Annotated in this window: 16 protein-coding genes; 11 read left to right on the top strand and 5 right to left on the bottom strand. The window is 62.2% G+C overall.

Annotated features, from left to right (window positions below; translation table 11 throughout):
* Positions 1–5: 5 nt before the first annotated feature.
* Together FH041_RS17855 and rph are read right to left on the bottom strand one after the other, a co-directional pair.
* Positions 6–374, bottom strand: coding sequence for a DUF4870 domain-containing protein (locus FH041_RS17855; protein WP_023532399.1), 369 nt, complete (start codon positions 372–374; stop codon positions 6–8).
* Between the two features lie 22 nt (positions 375–396).
* Entirely contained in the window at positions 397–1,119 is a 723-nt protein-coding gene (gene rph / locus FH041_RS17850; protein ID WP_023532860.1) for a ribonuclease PH, read from the bottom strand.
* Positions 1,120–1,344: 225 nt separating this feature from the next.
* Here rph and FH041_RS17845 point away from each other — a divergent pair, with 225 nt between their 5' ends.
* Together FH041_RS17845 and gmk are read left to right on the top strand one after the other, a co-directional pair.
* Positions 1,345–2,208: a YicC/YloC family endoribonuclease gene (locus tag FH041_RS17845; protein ID WP_027913369.1), complete on the top strand. Its 864-nt coding sequence runs from the start codon at positions 1,345–1,347 to the stop codon at positions 2,206–2,208.
* A 13-nt stretch (positions 2,209–2,221) separates the two neighbouring features.
* Entirely contained in the window at positions 2,222–2,842 is a 621-nt protein-coding gene (gene gmk / locus FH041_RS17840) for a guanylate kinase (RefSeq protein ID WP_027913368.1), read from the top strand.
* Positions 2,843–2,905: 63 nt separating this feature from the next.
* On the opposite strand, the gene FH041_RS17835 is transcribed toward gmk, so the two are convergent.
* Together FH041_RS17835 and FH041_RS17830 are read right to left on the bottom strand one after the other, a co-directional pair.
* Entirely contained in the window at positions 2,906–4,447 is a 1,542-nt protein-coding gene (locus FH041_RS17835; RefSeq protein WP_059183523.1) for an APC family permease, read from the bottom strand.
* Positions 4,448–4,556: 109 nt separating this feature from the next.
* The gene (locus FH041_RS17830; protein WP_140174914.1) at positions 4,557–5,939 is read right to left on the bottom strand and encodes a glutamine synthetase family protein; all 1,383 of its coding nucleotides are present in this window, start codon (positions 5,937–5,939) and stop codon (positions 4,557–4,559) included.
* Positions 5,940–6,145: 206 nt separating this feature from the next.
* On the opposite strand from FH041_RS17830, the gene FH041_RS17825 reads away from it, so the two are divergent.
* The 5 genes from FH041_RS17825 (at position 6,146) to FH041_RS17805 (ending at position 10,880) form a co-directional block, all read left to right on the top strand.
* Positions 6,146–7,018 carry a LysR family transcriptional regulator gene (locus FH041_RS17825; protein WP_027913365.1) on the top strand — a complete coding sequence of 291 codons (873 nt, stop codon included), beginning with the start codon at positions 6,146–6,148 and terminating at the stop codon, positions 7,016–7,018.
* Positions 7,019–7,255: 237 nt separating this feature from the next.
* A complete protein-coding gene (gene rpoZ / locus FH041_RS17820) occupies positions 7,256–7,519 on the top strand; it encodes a DNA-directed RNA polymerase subunit omega (protein WP_012312123.1) in 264 nt (87 codons plus the stop codon).
* Positions 7,520–7,578: 59 nt separating this feature from the next.
* A complete protein-coding gene (spoT, locus tag FH041_RS17815) occupies positions 7,579–9,687 on the top strand; it encodes a bifunctional GTP diphosphokinase/guanosine-3',5'-bis pyrophosphate 3'-pyrophosphohydrolase (protein WP_027913364.1) in 2,109 nt (702 codons plus the stop codon).
* A gap of 23 nt (positions 9,688–9,710) precedes the next feature.
* Complete coding sequence (locus FH041_RS17810; RefSeq protein WP_009684531.1) at positions 9,711–10,091, top strand: RidA family protein; 381 nt, start codon at positions 9,711–9,713, stop codon at positions 10,089–10,091.
* A 57-nt stretch (positions 10,092–10,148) separates the two neighbouring features.
* Positions 10,149–10,880: a hypothetical protein gene (locus tag FH041_RS17805; RefSeq protein ID WP_027913363.1), complete on the top strand. Its 732-nt coding sequence runs from the start codon at positions 10,149–10,151 to the stop codon at positions 10,878–10,880.
* Between the two features lie 60 nt (positions 10,881–10,940).
* Here FH041_RS17805 and FH041_RS17800 read toward each other — a convergent pair whose 3' ends face one another.
* Positions 10,941–11,792, bottom strand: a complete 852-nt coding sequence (locus FH041_RS17800) for an SDR family oxidoreductase (RefSeq protein WP_027913362.1) — start codon at positions 11,790–11,792, stop codon at positions 10,941–10,943.
* Between the two features lie 165 nt (positions 11,793–11,957).
* Between FH041_RS17800 and exbB the strand changes: the two genes are divergently transcribed.
* From exbB to FH041_RS17780, 4 genes are all read left to right on the top strand, one after another.
* Entirely contained in the window at positions 11,958–12,920 is a 963-nt protein-coding gene (gene exbB, locus FH041_RS17795) for a tonB-system energizer ExbB (RefSeq protein ID WP_028686778.1), read from the top strand.
* Between the two features lie 3 nt (positions 12,921–12,923).
* Positions 12,924–13,352 carry a TonB system transport protein ExbD gene (gene exbD / locus FH041_RS17790; protein ID WP_027913360.1) on the top strand — a complete coding sequence of 143 codons (429 nt, stop codon included), beginning with the start codon at positions 12,924–12,926 and terminating at the stop codon, positions 13,350–13,352.
* A complete protein-coding gene (locus FH041_RS17785) occupies positions 13,349–14,080 on the top strand; it encodes an energy transducer TonB (protein WP_140174913.1) in 732 nt (243 codons plus the stop codon). Before exbD ends, FH041_RS17785 begins: the two co-directional genes overlap by 4 nt.
* A gap of 94 nt (positions 14,081–14,174) precedes the next feature.
* Positions 14,175–15,101, top strand: a complete 927-nt coding sequence (locus tag FH041_RS17780; protein WP_023532770.1) for a hydrogen peroxide-inducible genes activator — start codon at positions 14,175–14,177, stop codon at positions 15,099–15,101.

Raw genomic sequence — 15,101 nt, 5'->3', positions numbered from 1 at the left:
CTTGGCTATTTGATCGGCCGCCAGATCATCGGGTAGCGGTAAGGCTTGCCTTCGTTGGCGCGTACCGCAGCGATGACGATCAGAATCATCACCGCCACTGACAGCACGGCAAACAGCACCAGCCCGATCACCACGAATATCAGCAGCAGGCAGATGAACCCTGCCACGGTCACGCTGATCTGGAAATTCAGCGCTTCCTTGCCTTGCGCATCGATGAACGGGTCCTGCTCGCGCTTGAGGTGCCACAGCACCAACGGCCCCAGCAGGTGCCCGAGCGGGATCACCAGGCCAAGGAGCGCGGAAAGGTGACAGAGCATCGCCCACTGCCTGACCTCGGCACTGGGCGGGATGATCGAAAGATTCGGATCGGTCATGCCTGCACCCTCCTGATCAGGTTCAGTCTGCCAGCGCGGCTTGCTGCAGCTGGAAGATCTCATCCATGCCCTTCTGCGCCAGGGCGAGCATGGCGTTGAAGTCTTCTGGCTGGAACGGCGCACCTTCTGCCGTACCCTGCACCTCGATGAAACCGCCAGCGCTGGTCATGACCACGTTCAGGTCGGTTTCGGCTGCCGAGTCCTCCAGGTAGTCCAGGTCGAGCACCGCTTCACCCTGATACATGCCCACCGACACGGCGGCGATCATGTGCTTGAGCGGGTTGCCCGCCTTCAGGCCACCACGCTTCTTGATCACGGCCAGGGCATCGCAGACGGCAACCATGGCACCGGTGATGGAGGCTGTACGGGTGCCGCCATCGGCCTGGATGACATCGCAATCAATGTACAGCGTAATGTCACCGAGCTTGCTCATGTCCAGCGCTGCGCGCAGTGAGCGGCCGATCAGGCGCTGGATCTCCAGCGTGCGACCGCCTTGCTTGCCACGGCTGGCTTCGCGTTGGTTACGTTCGCCCGTCGAGCGCGGCAGCATGCCGTATTCGGCGGTCAACCAACCTTGGCCCTGGCCTTTGAGAAAGCGCGGCACGCCGTTTTCCACGCTGACCGTGCAGATGACTTTCGTGTCACCGAACTCGACCAGTACCGACCCTTCGGCGTGCTTGGTGTAGTTGCGGGTGATGCGGATCGAGCGGAGCTGATCGGCGGCGCGACCACTTGGACGTTTCATCTGGGATACCTGTACTGGGACATTGAATCTGGCAGGCATTATAGAGCCCGTAGCCTAGTGAGGACACGCCTATCGTCGCTGACGGTCGTGCGCGCCTGCATTTGCGACGGTCCTGTCCGTCGCTCAGGCGCACTGGCGCATTGGGTCGCAAGGCCCCAGTGCGCTACAATCCTGCGCCTCGCAGCCAGCAGGCTGCCATGTCCAATCTTTATGCGAGGTACCCCCATGGTGCACAGCATGACCGCGTTTGCGCGGGTCGAGCGCGCCGGCAGCCAAGGCACCCTGGTCTGGGAGCTGCGCTCGGTCAACCATCGTTACCTGGAACCGCACCTGCGTCTGCCCGACGCCCTGCGTGACCTTGAAGGTGGCGTGCGCGAAGGCCTGCGCCAAGGCCTTTCCCGAGGCAAGGTGGAATGCACCCTGCGCCTGAACGAGGACAGCAGCGGCAAGCCGTTGCAGGTCGACCGCGAGCGCGCTGCGCAGCTAGTGGCCGCCGCCGAGCAAGTGGCAGCGCTGATCCAGCAGCCGGCGCCGCTCAACCCGTTGGAAGTGCTGTCCTGGCCGGGCGTACTGGTCGCTGACGCCAGCGACCCACAGGCACTCAATGCCCAAGCCATGGCGCTGTTCAACGACGCGCTTGCCGAACTCAAGGCCGGGCGTCAGCGCGAAGGCCAGGAATTGGCCCGTCTGATCAACGAGCGCCTGGACAGCATGGCCGAAGAGGTCACGACGCTGCGAGCGCTGGTGCCACAGATGCTGGCCGCGCAACGCCAGAAGATCCTGGATCGCTTCAACGACCTTCAGGCCGAAATCGACCCGCAGCGCCTGGAGCAGGAAATGGTCCTGCTGGCCCAGAAGAGCGACGTGGCCGAGGAGCTTGATCGCCTCGACACCCATGTCGCCGAAGTACGGCGCGTACTCAAGGGTGCAGGTGCCGCCGGGCGCCGCCTGGATTTCCTGATGCAAGAGCTCAATCGCGAAGCCAACACGCTCGGTTCCAAAGCCTTCGATCCCCGCAGCACGCAGGCGGCGGTCAACCTGAAGGTCCTGATCGAACAGATGCGTGAACAAGTACAGAACATCGAGTAAGGCCACACCGACCATGAACCACACCAGCGGCACCCTCTATATCGTTTCCGCTCCGTCCGGCGCCGGCAAGACCAGCCTGGTCAACGCCCTGACCCAGGACGACAAGCAGATTCGTGTTTCCGTCTCGCACACCACCCGGGCCATGCGTCCTGGCGAGCAGCATGGTGTGAACTACCACTTCGTCGAGCATGACGCGTTCAGGGCACTGATCGAACAGGGCGATTTTCTGGAGCATGCCGAGGTGTTCGGCAACTTCTATGGCACCTCTCGCAGTGCATTGCAGCAGACGCTGGACCAAGGCTTCGACCTGATCCTGGAAATCGACTGGCAAGGCGCGCAGCAGGTACGCAAGCTGATGCCACAGGCGTTGTCGGTCTTCATCCTGCCGCCAAGCCAGGCCGCATTGCGCGAGCGCCTCGATGGCCGCGGCCAGGACAGCGACGCGATCATCGCCGGGCGCATGAAAGAGGCCGTCAGCGAGATGGTGCATTACGACGAGTACGACTACGTGATCATCAACGATGTTTTCGATACGGCACTGGCGGACTTGAAAGCCGTGTTCCGCGCCAATCGCCTGCTCCTGAAGAAGCAGCAACACCGCCATGGGGCGCTGCTCGAGCAGTTGATCGGCTGACGCGCGCGGGCCTTCCGGAAGGCCCTCGCGCAATCTTCTGCACGTCGCAGGTAGTGGCCCTGGTCAGTCCTGCAACGGCAAGGTAGCGTGCTGACGCAGCGTGGCTCCCAGGAAGTAGGCGGGGGCTCGCAGCCGGGACATCAGCATCAGCACGATCCCCAGGACGGAAATAATCCCCGCGATCACGAAGACCAGCCCGACCCCGCCGACGTGCGAGCCACTGCCGAAGTCCGGCGAGGCGCTGTCGATGGCTGTGCGCACGAAGATCACCGACAGGATGACACCGCCCACCAAAGGGCATAGCCCGCGCATGAGCAAATGCCGAAGGCTGCCGAACAGACTGCTGCGGAAATACCAGACGCAGGCGAACGCCGTGAGTGAGTAATAGAAGCAGATCATCATGCCCAGGGCGGTGATGGTGTCGGCCAGTACGTTTTCGCTGAGCGTGCGCATGGTGACGTAGAACAGCCCGGCGGCCACCCCGGCGCATACCGTGGCGTAACGCGGCGTCTGCGAGCGCGGGCAGACCTTGGCAAACTTCTGCGGTACCGCCCCGTAATAGCCCATGGCAAGCAAGGTGCGCGCAGGCGAAACGAAGGTCGATTGCAGGGAAGCAGCGGTGCTGGCCAGTACCGCGATGGACATCAGGATCGCCAGCGGCCCCATGACCGGGCCGGCCAGATGGGCGAACACGTTTTCCTGGATGCGCGGGTTGTTCAGGCCCAGCCCCGACTCGCTGATGCCGGCGAACTGCAACGTGGCAATGGCCGTCAGCAAGTACAGCCCCAGAATCAACAACACGGTCCAGGTGGCCGCCTTGCCCGGAACCTCTTCGCTGCCTACCGATTCTTCACTGACGGTCAGGCATACGTCCCAGCCCCAGAAAATGAAGATCGACAACGACAGCCCGGCGGCGAACGCCGAGAAGGATTCGACCCCGAACGGGTTGAACCAGGCGAAATCGAATGCCAGGGGCGGTGGCGCCGTCGTTTCGCCGAATGCTGCGAAGGCGAAACCAACCAGTACCAGCAGTTGCAACGCCACCAGACCGTACTGCACGGTCATGGTCGTGGTCATGCCCCGGCAACAGATCCACACGGCCAAGGCGATGAACACGCAACAGGTCACGATATTGATCAGCAAGTTGTCGGCAAGCGCCGCCAGTCCAGGGTTGCCTGTGATCTGGCCGAGGAACAGGTAGAAAAAGTCCACTGCCACACCGGCCAGGTTCGACAGCACGATGGTGGTCGCCACCACCAGCCCCCAACCGCCGATCCATCCAATCATCGGGCCGAAGGCTCGCGCCGACCAGGTGAACGACGTACCGCTGTCCGGCTCGGCCGAATTCAGCTCGCGATAGCCCAGGGCGACCAGCAGCATGGGCAGGAACCCGACGATGAACACCGCCGGCAGGTGAGCGCCGACCTCGCGCACGGTCGGGCCCAAGGCGCCGGTAAGGGTGTAGACCGGGGCGATGGTGGAGATGCCCAGCACCACGCTGGCCAACAGCCCTAACCGGCCTTTGGCCAGGCCCTTGCCACCCTGTTGGATGCTTTCGCCAGCCGCCACATCGGGTGGGCGGCCGGCTTCTGTGTAATCGCTCATGAATATCAGCCGTAGTGTTGGAATTGTTTTTAACAAGCCTCTCGCCAAGGCCTGCCCACTCAGAGCCCGCTGCAAAACCTTCCCCTGGCTTCATGCAGGCGCCTTGGCGCTACACGGTGTGCAGGTACCAGTTGTATTCGAGGTCGGAAATCGACACCTCGAATTCGGCCAGCTCGCTGTCCTTGCAGGCCACGAAGATATCGATGTAATGCGCACTGATGTACCGCTTGAGCACTTCGCTGTCTTCCAGCGCGCGCAGCGCGTCGCGCAGGTTGTTCGCAAGGCTCTGTTCCAGTTGCTCGAAGGCATTGCCTTCAATGGGCGCCTGCGGCTTGATCTGATGGGTCAGGCCATGGTGAACGCCAGCAAGAATCACCGCAAGCGTCAGGTAAGGGTTGGCGTCTGCACCTGCCACGCGATGTTCCAGGCGGGCGCTGTGGCTGTTTTCTGTGGGCACACGCAGGGCCACGGTACGGTTATCCAAGCCCCAGCCTGGGGCGTTTGGTACATTGAACTGGGCGCCGAACCTGCGATACGAATTGATGTTCGGGCACAGGAAGGCCATCGACGCGGGAAGTGTCTCCAGTACACCGCCGATGGCATGGCGCAGCGCTTCGCACCTGAGCGGTTCGTCGCTTGCAAAGAGGTTCTTGCCGCTGTGTTTTTCTACAAGCGACAGGTGAACATGCAGACCATTGCCCGCCTGATCGGGATAGGGCTTGGCCATGAATGTCGTGTCCATTTCATGGTCGTAGGCAACGTTCTTGATCAGGCGCTTGAGCAGGATCGCTTGATCACAGGCTTTCAGAGGGTCGGCCACGTGATGCAGATTGACCTTGAACTGCGCAGGCGCGCTTTCCTTGACGATGGCATCGACAGGCAAGCCTTGGGCCTTTGCCGCTTGGAGGATGTCCTGCAAACAGTCGGCGTACTCGTCCAGGTCGTCGATGAAGTAGGCCTGGGTCGAATGCGCACGCTTTCCGGACAACGGCGAGCGCGGCGGCTGCGGTCGCCCATTGAGGTTGTCCTGATCGATCAGGTAAAACTCGAGCGCCAATGCAACGCGCAGGGTCAGGCCAAGCGCTTCGAACCGGCCCACGACCTGACGCAAGACTTCGCGCGGATCGGCGAAGAACGGCTGGCCGTCCAGTTCGTGCATGGTCATGAGCAACTGGGCGGTGGGGCGCTTCTGCCAAGGTTCATGCGCAAGCGTACCGGCAATGGGGTGGCAGATGCGATCGGCATCGCCCATGTCCAGGCCCAGTCCAGTGCTTTCCACGGTAGCGCCGTTGATGTCGAGCGCAAACAGCGATGCCGGCAGATTGATACCTCGCTCATACACCTTGTGCAAGCTCGCCCGCTCGATGCGCTTGCCACGCACGACTCCATTCATATCGGCAATCAGCAAGTCGACGTATTGGGTGTCGGGGTGTGCCTGCAGGAAGTCATTCATCTCGCGTGAGAAGCGGGCGCACGGGGCTAGCGACGTCATGGCTGTACATCCTTTGCTTGGCTGCGGCGATGTGGAGAGACGGCTGGCGCCTGGTAGGCGACGATGGTTGCAGCTGTTGTTGTTTTCACTTTCCCATCGTGGGGATCGGTAACCGCAGCGGGCGCATTGATTCCCGGGGGTCGTTTCACTATAAAATGGCCCTGACGCAACAGACATTGGCAATTCGGCAACGAGAGCGTGCACCGATGCAATATCAAATTACCCATGCCGACCTTTCGCTGGTCCTGGCGTTGGAACGCGGGCGCTCTCTGGCCAAGGCGGCCGAGTTGCTCAAGGTGGACGTGTCGACCGTTTTCCGGTCGATACGTCGCCTGGAATCAGCGCTGGGCACGGCCCTGTTCGTCAAGAGCCGCAAAGGCTACTTGCCCACCGACACTGCACAGGCCCTGGCCGAGCAGGCCGAGCGCGCAGAACAGGCACTCGAGGCGGCGCGCATTGCCATGACCAGCGGTGAACAGGTCGTCAGTGGTACCGTGCGGCTGACCTGCACGGAGGCCGTCATGCACAGCCTGCTGCTGCCTGCACTGGCCGACTTCATGCAGAATTACCCCGCGCTGTCGCTGGAGATGGGCACCTCCAATGTGTTCGCCAACCTCAGCCGGCGAGACGCAGACATCGCCCTGCGCCTGACCAACACGCCGCCCGAGCACCTGGTGGGGCGCAACCTGGGTTCGACTTCCTATGTGATATGCGGCCAACCCCATTGGCGCGACCGCCTCGGTGAAAGCGCCAGCGCGGTGCCATGGATCGCGCCGGATGATGCCATGCAGGACCATCCGACGGTGGTCTGGCGCAACCAGCAACACCCTGGCCTGAGCCCGCGCTACCAGTGCAGCGGTATGTCCACCATTGCCCAACTGGTCACCGCTGGCCTGGGCGTGGCAGCGCTGCCGGACTACATGGTGCATAGCCTGCCAGGGGTCGATGCACTCAGCGGGCCGTTGCCGGGTTGCGACACCCAGTTGTGGCTCTTGACCCGACCGGACTGCCGCGCGCTGCGCTCGGTGCAGACCCTCTTCGAGGAGCTCACCCCACGGTTGCGTGACGCAATGCTCTGAGGTTATTGTCAGGGCCATTGCAAGGCGTCTATGGCGGTCCTTGCACTGCGTTCCAGCGGTATGATCAGGCCTGGCAAACGCGGACATGCATCGAAGTACCTGAATGATTCGCACCGCACCGCACGGCGACGCTCGACAAAACAGCGCTTCCCTATTGGCTGGTGAATTTTTATACTATCGAGTCCGCCTGCCCACTAATGGGCTGCACGCCTACCGCATTTGCTACTGAGGAAGACCATGGCCCGCGTAACTGTTGAAGACTGCCTGGAACACGTGGATAACCGTTTTGAGCTGGTCATGCTCTCGACCAAGCGCGCTCGCCAGCTGGCGACCGGCGGTAAAGAGCCACGCGTTGCATGGGAAAACGACAAACCTACCGTCGTCGCCCTGCGCGAAATCGCCGAAGGCATCGTGACCAACGAATTCATCGCCGCTGAAGAAATTGTCACCGAGGATCCGGTCTTTGCCGCGTTCGAGGACGAGTCGAACGAGGCTGTCTGATTGATGCCCGGTCGACGTCGCGAGGCGCAAGGCCCCCTATCTCGGCAGGAGGCTAAGCCATGCCGGGTATAGAGGCCTTGGCCGAACGGCTGTCGACTTACCTGGGCCCCGAACAGGTCAACCTGGTACGGCGCGCCTACTTCTACGCCGAACAGGCGCACGATGGGCAACGTCGTCGCAGCGGTGAGCCCTACGTGACGCACCCGCTGGCCGTGGCCAGCATCCTTGCCGACATGCACATGGACCATCAAAGCCTGATGGCGGCCATGCTCCATGACGTGATCGAAGACACTGGTATTGCCAAGGAAGCCCTCAGCCAGCAATTTGGCGAGACGGTTGCCGAGCTGGTGGACGGGGTCAGCAAGCTGACCCAGATGAACTTCGAAACCAAGGCCGAGGCGCAAGCCGAGAACTTCCAGAAGATGGCCATGGCCATGGCACGCGACATTCGCGTGATCCTGGTCAAGCTGGCCGACCGCCTGCACAACATGCGCACCCTGGAAGTGCTGTCCGGCGAGAAACGGCGCCGGATCGCCAAGGAAACCCTCGAGATCTACGCCCCCATCGCCAACCGCCTGGGGATGCACACGGTACGCGTCGAGTTCGAAGACCTTGGCTTCAAGGCCATGCACCCGATGCGCTCGTCGCTGATCCATCGCGCCGTCAAGAGTGCACGGGGCAACCGCAAGGAAATCGTCGCCAAGATCGAGCAGTCGCTGGCCAACTGCCTGGCTGCCGACGGTATCGAAGGCGAGATCAGTGGTCGACAAAAACACCTCTATGGCATCTACAAGAAGATGCGCGGCAAGCGTCGCGCCTTCAACGAGATCATGGACGTGTATGCCTTCCGCATCATCGTCGACAAGGTCGATACCTGCTACCGCGTCCTCGGTGCCGTGCACAACCTGTACAAGCCGCTGCCAGGGCGGTTCAAGGACTACATCGCCATTCCCAAGGCCAACGGCTACCAGTCGTTGCACACCACCTTGTTCGGCATGCACGGCGTGCCCATCGAAATCCAGATCCGTACGCGCGAAATGGAAGAGATGGCCAACAACGGTATCGCTGCGCACTGGCTGTACAAGGCCAATGGGGATGAGCAGCCCAAGGGCAACCATGCCCGTGCCAGGCAGTGGGTCAAAGGCATTCTTGAATTGCAGCAGCGTGCAGGCAACTCGCTGGAGTTCATCGAGAGCGTCAAGATCGACCTGTTCCCGGACGAGGTTTACGTTTTCACGCCCAAAGGCCGCATCATGGAGCTGCCCAAGGGCTCCACTGCCGTGGACTTCGCCTACGCGGTGCACACCGACGTCGGCAACAGCTGCATCGCTTGCCGTATCAACCGGCGCCTGGCACCGCTCTCCGAGCCGTTGCAGAGTGGCTCGACGGTAGAGATCGTCAGCGCACCAGGGGCCCGACCCAATCCGGCCTGGCTCAATTTCGTGGTCACCGGCAAAGCGCGCACACATATTCGCCATGCGCTCAAGCAGCAGCGCCGCTCCGAATCCATCAGCCTGGGCGAGCGGCTGCTCAACAAGGTGCTGACCGGTTTCGACAGCGCGCTGGAACAGATTCCGCGCGAGCGCGTGCAGGCCATCCTCAGCGAATACCGCCTGGAGTTGATCGAAGACCTGCTCGAAGACATCGGGCTGGGCAACCGCATGGCCTACGTGGTCGCTCGCCGCCTGCTGTCTGCAGAAGGCGAGCAACTGCCGGCCCCTGAAGGCCCGCTGGCGATTCGCGGCACCGAAGGCCTGGTGCTCAGCTATGCCAAGTGTTGTACGCCGATTCCGGGCGACCCGATCGTGGGCCACCTTTCGGCGGGCAAGGGTATGGTCGTGCACCTTGAGAACTGCCGAAACATCAGTGAAATTCGTCACAATCCCGAGAAATGCGTCCAGCTTTCCTGGGCCAAGGACATCACTGGCGAATTCAACGTCGAATTGCGCGTAGAGCTGGAGCACCAGCGCGGCCTGATCGCCTTGCTGGCCAGCAGCGTCAACGCGGCCGATGGCAACATCGAGAAGATCAGCATGGACGAACGCGACGGCCGTATCAGCGTGGTCCAACTGGTGGTCAGCGTGCACGACCGCGTGCACCTGGCGCGTGTGATCAAGAAGCTGCGTACCCTGACTGGTGTAGTTCGCATCACCCGCATGCGTACGTAGTCCGCCAACCGCAAGGAGTCATCATGAGCAAGACCGTCATCAACAGCGACAAGGCCCCTGCCGCCATCGGCACCTACTCGCAGGCGATCAAGGCCGGTAACACCGTGTACATGTCTGGCCAGATCCCGCTGGACCCCAAGACCATGGAACTGGTCGAAGGCTTCGAGGCCCAGACCGTCCAGGTGTTCGAGAACCTCAAGGCTGTGGCCGAAGCAGCAGGCGGTTCGTTCAAGGACATCGTCAAGCTGAACATCTTCCTGACCGACTTGAGCCATTTCGCCAAGGTCAACGAGGTAATGGGTCGCTACTTCGAGCAGCCTTATCCCGCTCGCGCCGCCATTGGCGTAGCCGCGCTGCCAAAAGGCGCGCAGGTCGAGATGGACGCCATCCTCGTCATCGAGTGATGCCCCAGGCGGCGAGCATTGCCTTCGCCGCCCTCTCTCTCCTGAAAGGTTCCCGTCATGCGCATAGCTTTGCCTCTCACGCTGGCAGCCCTGGTTCTGGGCGGCTGCGCCAGCCACAAACCTGAAGACTTCAACGGCACCTGGATCAATCAGGACGCCATCACTGCGGCCGTCAAGCAAGGCAACCTTCGCCAGGCCCTGAACGAGCATGGCCCGGTGTTCGAGTGGAAGCTCGATGTTGCCACCCAGCGCGCCAGCTACAGCAATGGGTTCGAGGCCTCGGACGGTCAGCTCAGCGCCAATGACAAGCAGTGGCTGGCCACCTTCGAAGGCGGTGCCACCGAGCAATTGTCGCTGGACGGCGACGAACTGCAAACGGTCGACCAGCAGGGCGCCAAACAGCGCTTTGAGCGCGCCAAGACGCCCAGTGGCAACAATGCGCCATTGGGAAGCAGCTTCGAGCAGGCGCTGTATCAGGCCTGGCTCGGCGGCGCCTGGACGATCATGGAGGGCCCAGGCAAGGGTGCCAACGTGACGTTCAGCGACAGCGGCAACGTCACCGGCCTACCTGGTCCGGATCGCTTTGCCCTGTGCCTGGCCGGTGATTGCGCAACGATGGGCGGCAGCAATGACAGCCTATGGCTGGAGCGCAACCAGCGCGGGGCGCCATTCATCATCAAGCGCAATGGCAACCAGCTGGAAATCTTCCAGGCGGTAAACCGCGCCCAGCCGGATGAAATGCCGATGCTGGCCGCCGGCAAGCGTCAGTGGCTCCTGCAACACAACTGACCCTACCCGTCCAGTCAGCGCTCAGGTAGCACGCAGGCTACCTGAGCGTCAGCCAGGGGATCACTGCCCAAGGATTGCCCCGTAGCCTTCCTTGTAGCTGGGGTACTGCGGCGACCAGCCTAGCCCCCGTGCGCGGGCGTTGCTGCAGCGCTTGCTGCCCGTGCGACGCACTCGCTCCTCATCGGACCACTGCGTGACCCCCAACTGATGACGCAGCCAAGTTACGACGTCAGCCAGTGGCGCCGGGCTGTCGTCCACGCCGATGTAGCAATCGTCCAGCGCCTTGCCTTCGCTGTCGCATTGCAGCAGGAATGCCAGCAGACTGGCAGCATCGTCTACATGAATGCGGTTGCCATACAAAGGCGGTTGCTCGGCGACGCGATAACCCTGACGCACCTGACGCAACAGCCACTCGCGGCCTGGGCCATAGATGCCGGTCAGGCGAACCACGCTGGCTGGGACAGCACCGGATAACGCCAGCCTTTCAGCCTCGAGCATGATGCGCCCCGAGTAGCCGTCAGGTTCGGTGGCCGATTGCTCATCAACCCACTCGCCCCCCTTTTGCCCAAATACGCTGCTGCTGGATACGAACAAAAGGCGTCGTGGTCGTTGCCCTCGCTCGGCCAGCCAGCGCTGCACATGACGCAACCCCTGGACATACGCCGCCTCATAACCTGCCTCGTCATGCTGGCTGGCAGCCACGCAATACACCAGGTAGTCAGGTGCCTGCTCAGGCCAGGCGGCTGGAATGGTCGGGTCCGACAGATCAGCCGCGATCGGCACTACACCTTCAGGCAACTGCGCCACCGAACGGCGCAAACCGCTGACCTGCCAACCACGCGCTAGCATTTGTCGCGCGAGGCGACTACCGACGTCACCACATCCTACGATCAACACACTCAAGTCAGACATCTGAAGCCCTCTAGGGCCGATTACTCAGCCCGCCTGCAGGAGAAAAAGCAACAATATTACTTTTGTTAACAAGAATTACTTGCAATAATGGCGGCCAAATTGTTCTCGGCCTGCCTCGAGGCCTTGAAGAACGCTCACCCATCATCTTCATCAGGTCCGGCCAGCATGACACGTACCCAACCTTTCGCTTCGCCAACCCCATCGCGCGCCTGGCGCGCCACCGCTGCGCTGATTCTCAGCCTGGCGCTGGCCCCGGTCGCCATGGCCGATGAGCCCAATGCCACCGCTCCGGTAACGGCCCCGGCGGCCAGCGCTGCAGCGCCCGCTAGCGCTCCGGCCGGCGAAGCGGCACCGGGTACCGTCGCACCGGCTCCTGTTGCTGCAGACCCTAACGTGCAAGCCCTGGTGGAAGATACCTCGCTCGGCATGGCCCATGACCTGTCGCCCTGGGGCATGTACAAAAACGCCGATGTCGTGGTCAAGGCCGTCATGATCGGCCTGGCCATCGCCTCGATCATCACTTGGACCATCTGGATCGCCAAAGGCTTCGAATTGATGGGTGCCAAGCGCCGCCTGCGCGGGGAAATCGCCCGCCTGAAGAAATCGGCCAGCCTCAAGGAAGCCAGCGAAGTCTCCAACAAGGAAGGCACCCTGGCCCACACCCTGGTTCACGATGCGCTCGAGGAAATGCGCCTGTCGGCCAATGCCCGTGAAAAGGAAGGCATCAAGGAGCGCGTGAGCTTCCGTCTGGAACGACTGGTCCACGCCAGCGGACGTAACATGAGCAGCGGCACGGGCGTGCTGGCCACCATCGGCTCCACTGCGCCCTTCGTGGGTCTGTTCGGCACCGTGTGGGGCATCATGAACAGCTTCATCGGCATCGCCAAGACCCAGACCACCAACCTCGCCGTGGTCGCCCCGGGTATTGCAGAAGCGCTGCTGGCCACTGCACTGGGCCTGGTTGCCGCCATCCCCGCCGTGGTCATCTACAACGTCTTCGCCCGCTCTATCGCCGGCTACAAGGCGCAGGTGTCCGACGCGTCGGCCCAGGTACTGCTGCTGGTCAGCCGTGACCTGGACCATCAGGGTAGCGATCGCGCCGCCCCGCACATGGTGAAAGTGGGGTAAGCCATGGGCCTGCATCTGAACGAAGGTGGCGACGACCTCGCCGAAAACCACGAAATCAACGTGACGCCGTTCATCGACGTGATGTTGGTACTGCTGATCATCTTCATGGTCGCAGCGCCCCTTGCCACGGTCGACATCAAGGTCGACCTGCCTGCCTCGACGGCCAAGCCGGCGCCCAGGCCCGAGAAGCCTGTCTTCGTCAGCGTCAAGGCCGACCAGAAGCTCTATGTCGGTGATGACCCGGTTCCGGCGCCCGAGCGCCTTGGCCCGATGCTGGACGCCAAGACCAAGGGTGACAAGGACACCACCATTTTCTTCCAGGCCGACAAAGGCGTGGATTACGGTGACCTGATGGAAGTGATGAACAACATGCGCGCGGCCGGCTACCTCAAAGTCGGTCTGGTAGGTCTTGAGACGGCAGCCAAGAAATGACGAAGACGCGGCACAATCTGGCGCGTTACAGCGGCAGCCTGGCGCTCGTGCTGGGTGTCCATGCCGTCGCTGTGCTGCTCATGCTCAACTGGTCGGTGCCCCAGGCCATCGAGCTGCCCCCGGCAGCCATGATGGTCGAGCTGGCACCACTGCCGGAGCCTGCGCCACCACCTCCTCCCAAAGCAGTTCCCCAACCACCGGCGCCGGTCGAAGAACCCCCGCTGCCGAAGGTAGTGGAAGCCCCTAAACCCAAAATCGCCATTCCCAAGCCGCCCAAGCCGAAGGCCAAGCCACAGCCGCCCAAGCCTGAGAAAAAGCCTGAGCCGCCGAAGGAAGCGTCGCCTACCAAGGAAACGGTAGACGCACCACCCAGCAATACGCCGCCGCAGAAATCCGCAGCACCGGCACCGAGCGTCGCATCCAACAGCACCGCACTGCCGACCTGGCAGAGTGACCTGCTGCGCCACCTGGCGAAGTACAAGCGATACCCGGAAGACGCGCGCCGCAGAGGCTTGCAGGGCATCAATCGCCTGCGCTTCGTGGTCGATGCCGAGGGCAAGGTCGTGTCGTATTCACTGGCCGGGGGGTCGGGTAGCGCGTCACTGGACCGGGCGACCATGGAAATGATTCGGCGAGCGGGCAAGGTGCCCAAACCGCCGGCTGAGCTGCTGAACAACGGGACGATCGAAGTCGTCGCGCCGTTCGTGTACTCACTGGACCGCCGCTGACGCTTTTGTTTCTGTCACAAATCGGCAAGTCTGATAACGTGCGTCTATCGATTGCAGCCGCTATGCTGGGCTCGCAACTTCATGGACGCACGTTATGACCCTCACAGAACTCCGTTACATCGTCACACTCGCCCAGGAACAGCACTTCGGCCATGCAGCCGAGCGTTGCCACGTGAGCCAGCCTACCCTTTCGGTGGGTGTGAAGAAGCTCGAGGATGAGCTCGGCGTACTGATCTTCGAGCGCAGCAAGAGCGCGGTGCGCCTCACGCCAGTTGGCGAAGGCATCGTGGCCCAGGCTCAGAAAGTCCTCGAACAGGCTCAGGGCATCCGCGAGCTGGCACAGGCCGGCAAAAACCAATTGACCGCTCCGCTCAAGGTGGGCGCGATCTACACGGTCGGCCCTTACCTCTTTCCTCACCTGATCCCACAGCTGCACCGCGTGGCACCGCAGATGCCGTTGTACATCGAGGAAAATTTCACCCATGTGCTGCGTGAGAAGCTGCGTAACGGTGAACTGGATGCGGTGATCGTCGCCCTCCCCTTCAACGAGGCCGACGTGCTGACCCTGCCGCTCTACGACGAGCCTTTCTGCGCACTGATGCCAGCCGACCACCCATGGACGGCGAAGAAAACCATCGATGCGGCATCGCTCAACGACAAGAGCCTGTTGCTGCTGGGCGAGGGTCACTGCTTCCGCGACCAGGTGCTGGAGGCGTGCCCCACCTTGAACAAGGGCGGTGAAGGCGCACGCCACACCACGGTCGAATCCAGTTCGCTGGAAACCATTCGCCACATGGTGGCCTCTGGGCTGGGGGTCTCTATTCTGCCGCTGTCGGCCGTGCACAGCCATCACTATGCACCGGGCGTGATCGAGGTGCGCCCGCTGACTGCACCAGCGCCATTTCGTACCGTGGCGATCGCGTGGCGCGCCAGTTTCCCGCGGCCCAAAGCCATCGAGATTCTTGCCGACTCGATCCGCCTGTGCTCGGTCGCCAAAACGCCCACTGAGCAAACTGCCTGA

The organism is Pseudomonas sp. SWI7, from assembly GCF_006351945.1.
Classification (GTDB): Bacteria; Pseudomonadota; Gammaproteobacteria; order Pseudomonadales; family Pseudomonadaceae; genus Aquipseudomonas; species Aquipseudomonas fulva.
The sequence above is the reverse complement of the archived record's forward strand: the minus strand, read 5'-3'. Positions and strand labels throughout refer to the sequence as shown.

Excerpts from the sequence above, each read along its gene's own strand:
- FH041_RS17805 (WP_027913363.1), top strand. The coding sequence starts at position 10,149 with ATGCGCATAGCTTTGCCTCTCACGCTGGCAGCCCTGGTTCTGGGCGGC.
- FH041_RS17800 (WP_027913362.1), bottom strand. The coding sequence starts at position 11,792 with ATGTCTGACTTGAGTGTGTTGATCGTAGGATGTGGTGACGTCGGTAGT.
- FH041_RS17785 (WP_140174913.1), top strand. The coding sequence starts at position 13,349 with ATGACGAAGACGCGGCACAATCTGGCGCGTTACAGCGGCAGCCTGGCG.
- exbB (WP_028686778.1), top strand. The coding sequence starts at position 11,958 with ATGACACGTACCCAACCTTTCGCTTCGCCAACCCCATCGCGCGCCTGG.
- rph (WP_023532860.1), bottom strand. The coding sequence starts at position 1,119 with ATGAAACGTCCAAGTGGTCGCGCCGCCGATCAGCTCCGCTCGATCCGC.
- FH041_RS17830 (WP_140174914.1), bottom strand. The coding sequence starts at position 5,939 with ATGACGTCGCTAGCCCCGTGCGCCCGCTTCTCACGCGAGATGAATGAC.
- FH041_RS17835 (WP_059183523.1), bottom strand. The coding sequence starts at position 4,447 with ATGAGCGATTACACAGAAGCCGGCCGCCCACCCGATGTGGCGGCTGGC.
- gmk (WP_027913368.1), top strand. The coding sequence starts at position 2,222 with ATGAACCACACCAGCGGCACCCTCTATATCGTTTCCGCTCCGTCCGGC.
- FH041_RS17845 (WP_027913369.1), top strand. The coding sequence starts at position 1,345 with ATGGTGCACAGCATGACCGCGTTTGCGCGGGTCGAGCGCGCCGGCAGC.
- rpoZ (WP_012312123.1), top strand. The coding sequence starts at position 7,256 with ATGGCCCGCGTAACTGTTGAAGACTGCCTGGAACACGTGGATAACCGT.
- exbD (WP_027913360.1), top strand. The coding sequence starts at position 12,924 with ATGGGCCTGCATCTGAACGAAGGTGGCGACGACCTCGCCGAAAACCAC.
- FH041_RS17855 (WP_023532399.1), bottom strand. The coding sequence starts at position 374 with ATGACCGATCCGAATCTTTCGATCATCCCGCCCAGTGCCGAGGTCAGG.
- FH041_RS17810 (WP_009684531.1), top strand. The coding sequence starts at position 9,711 with ATGAGCAAGACCGTCATCAACAGCGACAAGGCCCCTGCCGCCATCGGC.
- spoT (WP_027913364.1), top strand. The coding sequence starts at position 7,579 with ATGCCGGGTATAGAGGCCTTGGCCGAACGGCTGTCGACTTACCTGGGC.
- FH041_RS17825 (WP_027913365.1), top strand. The coding sequence starts at position 6,146 with ATGCAATATCAAATTACCCATGCCGACCTTTCGCTGGTCCTGGCGTTG.
- FH041_RS17780 (WP_023532770.1), top strand. The coding sequence starts at position 14,175 with ATGACCCTCACAGAACTCCGTTACATCGTCACACTCGCCCAGGAACAG.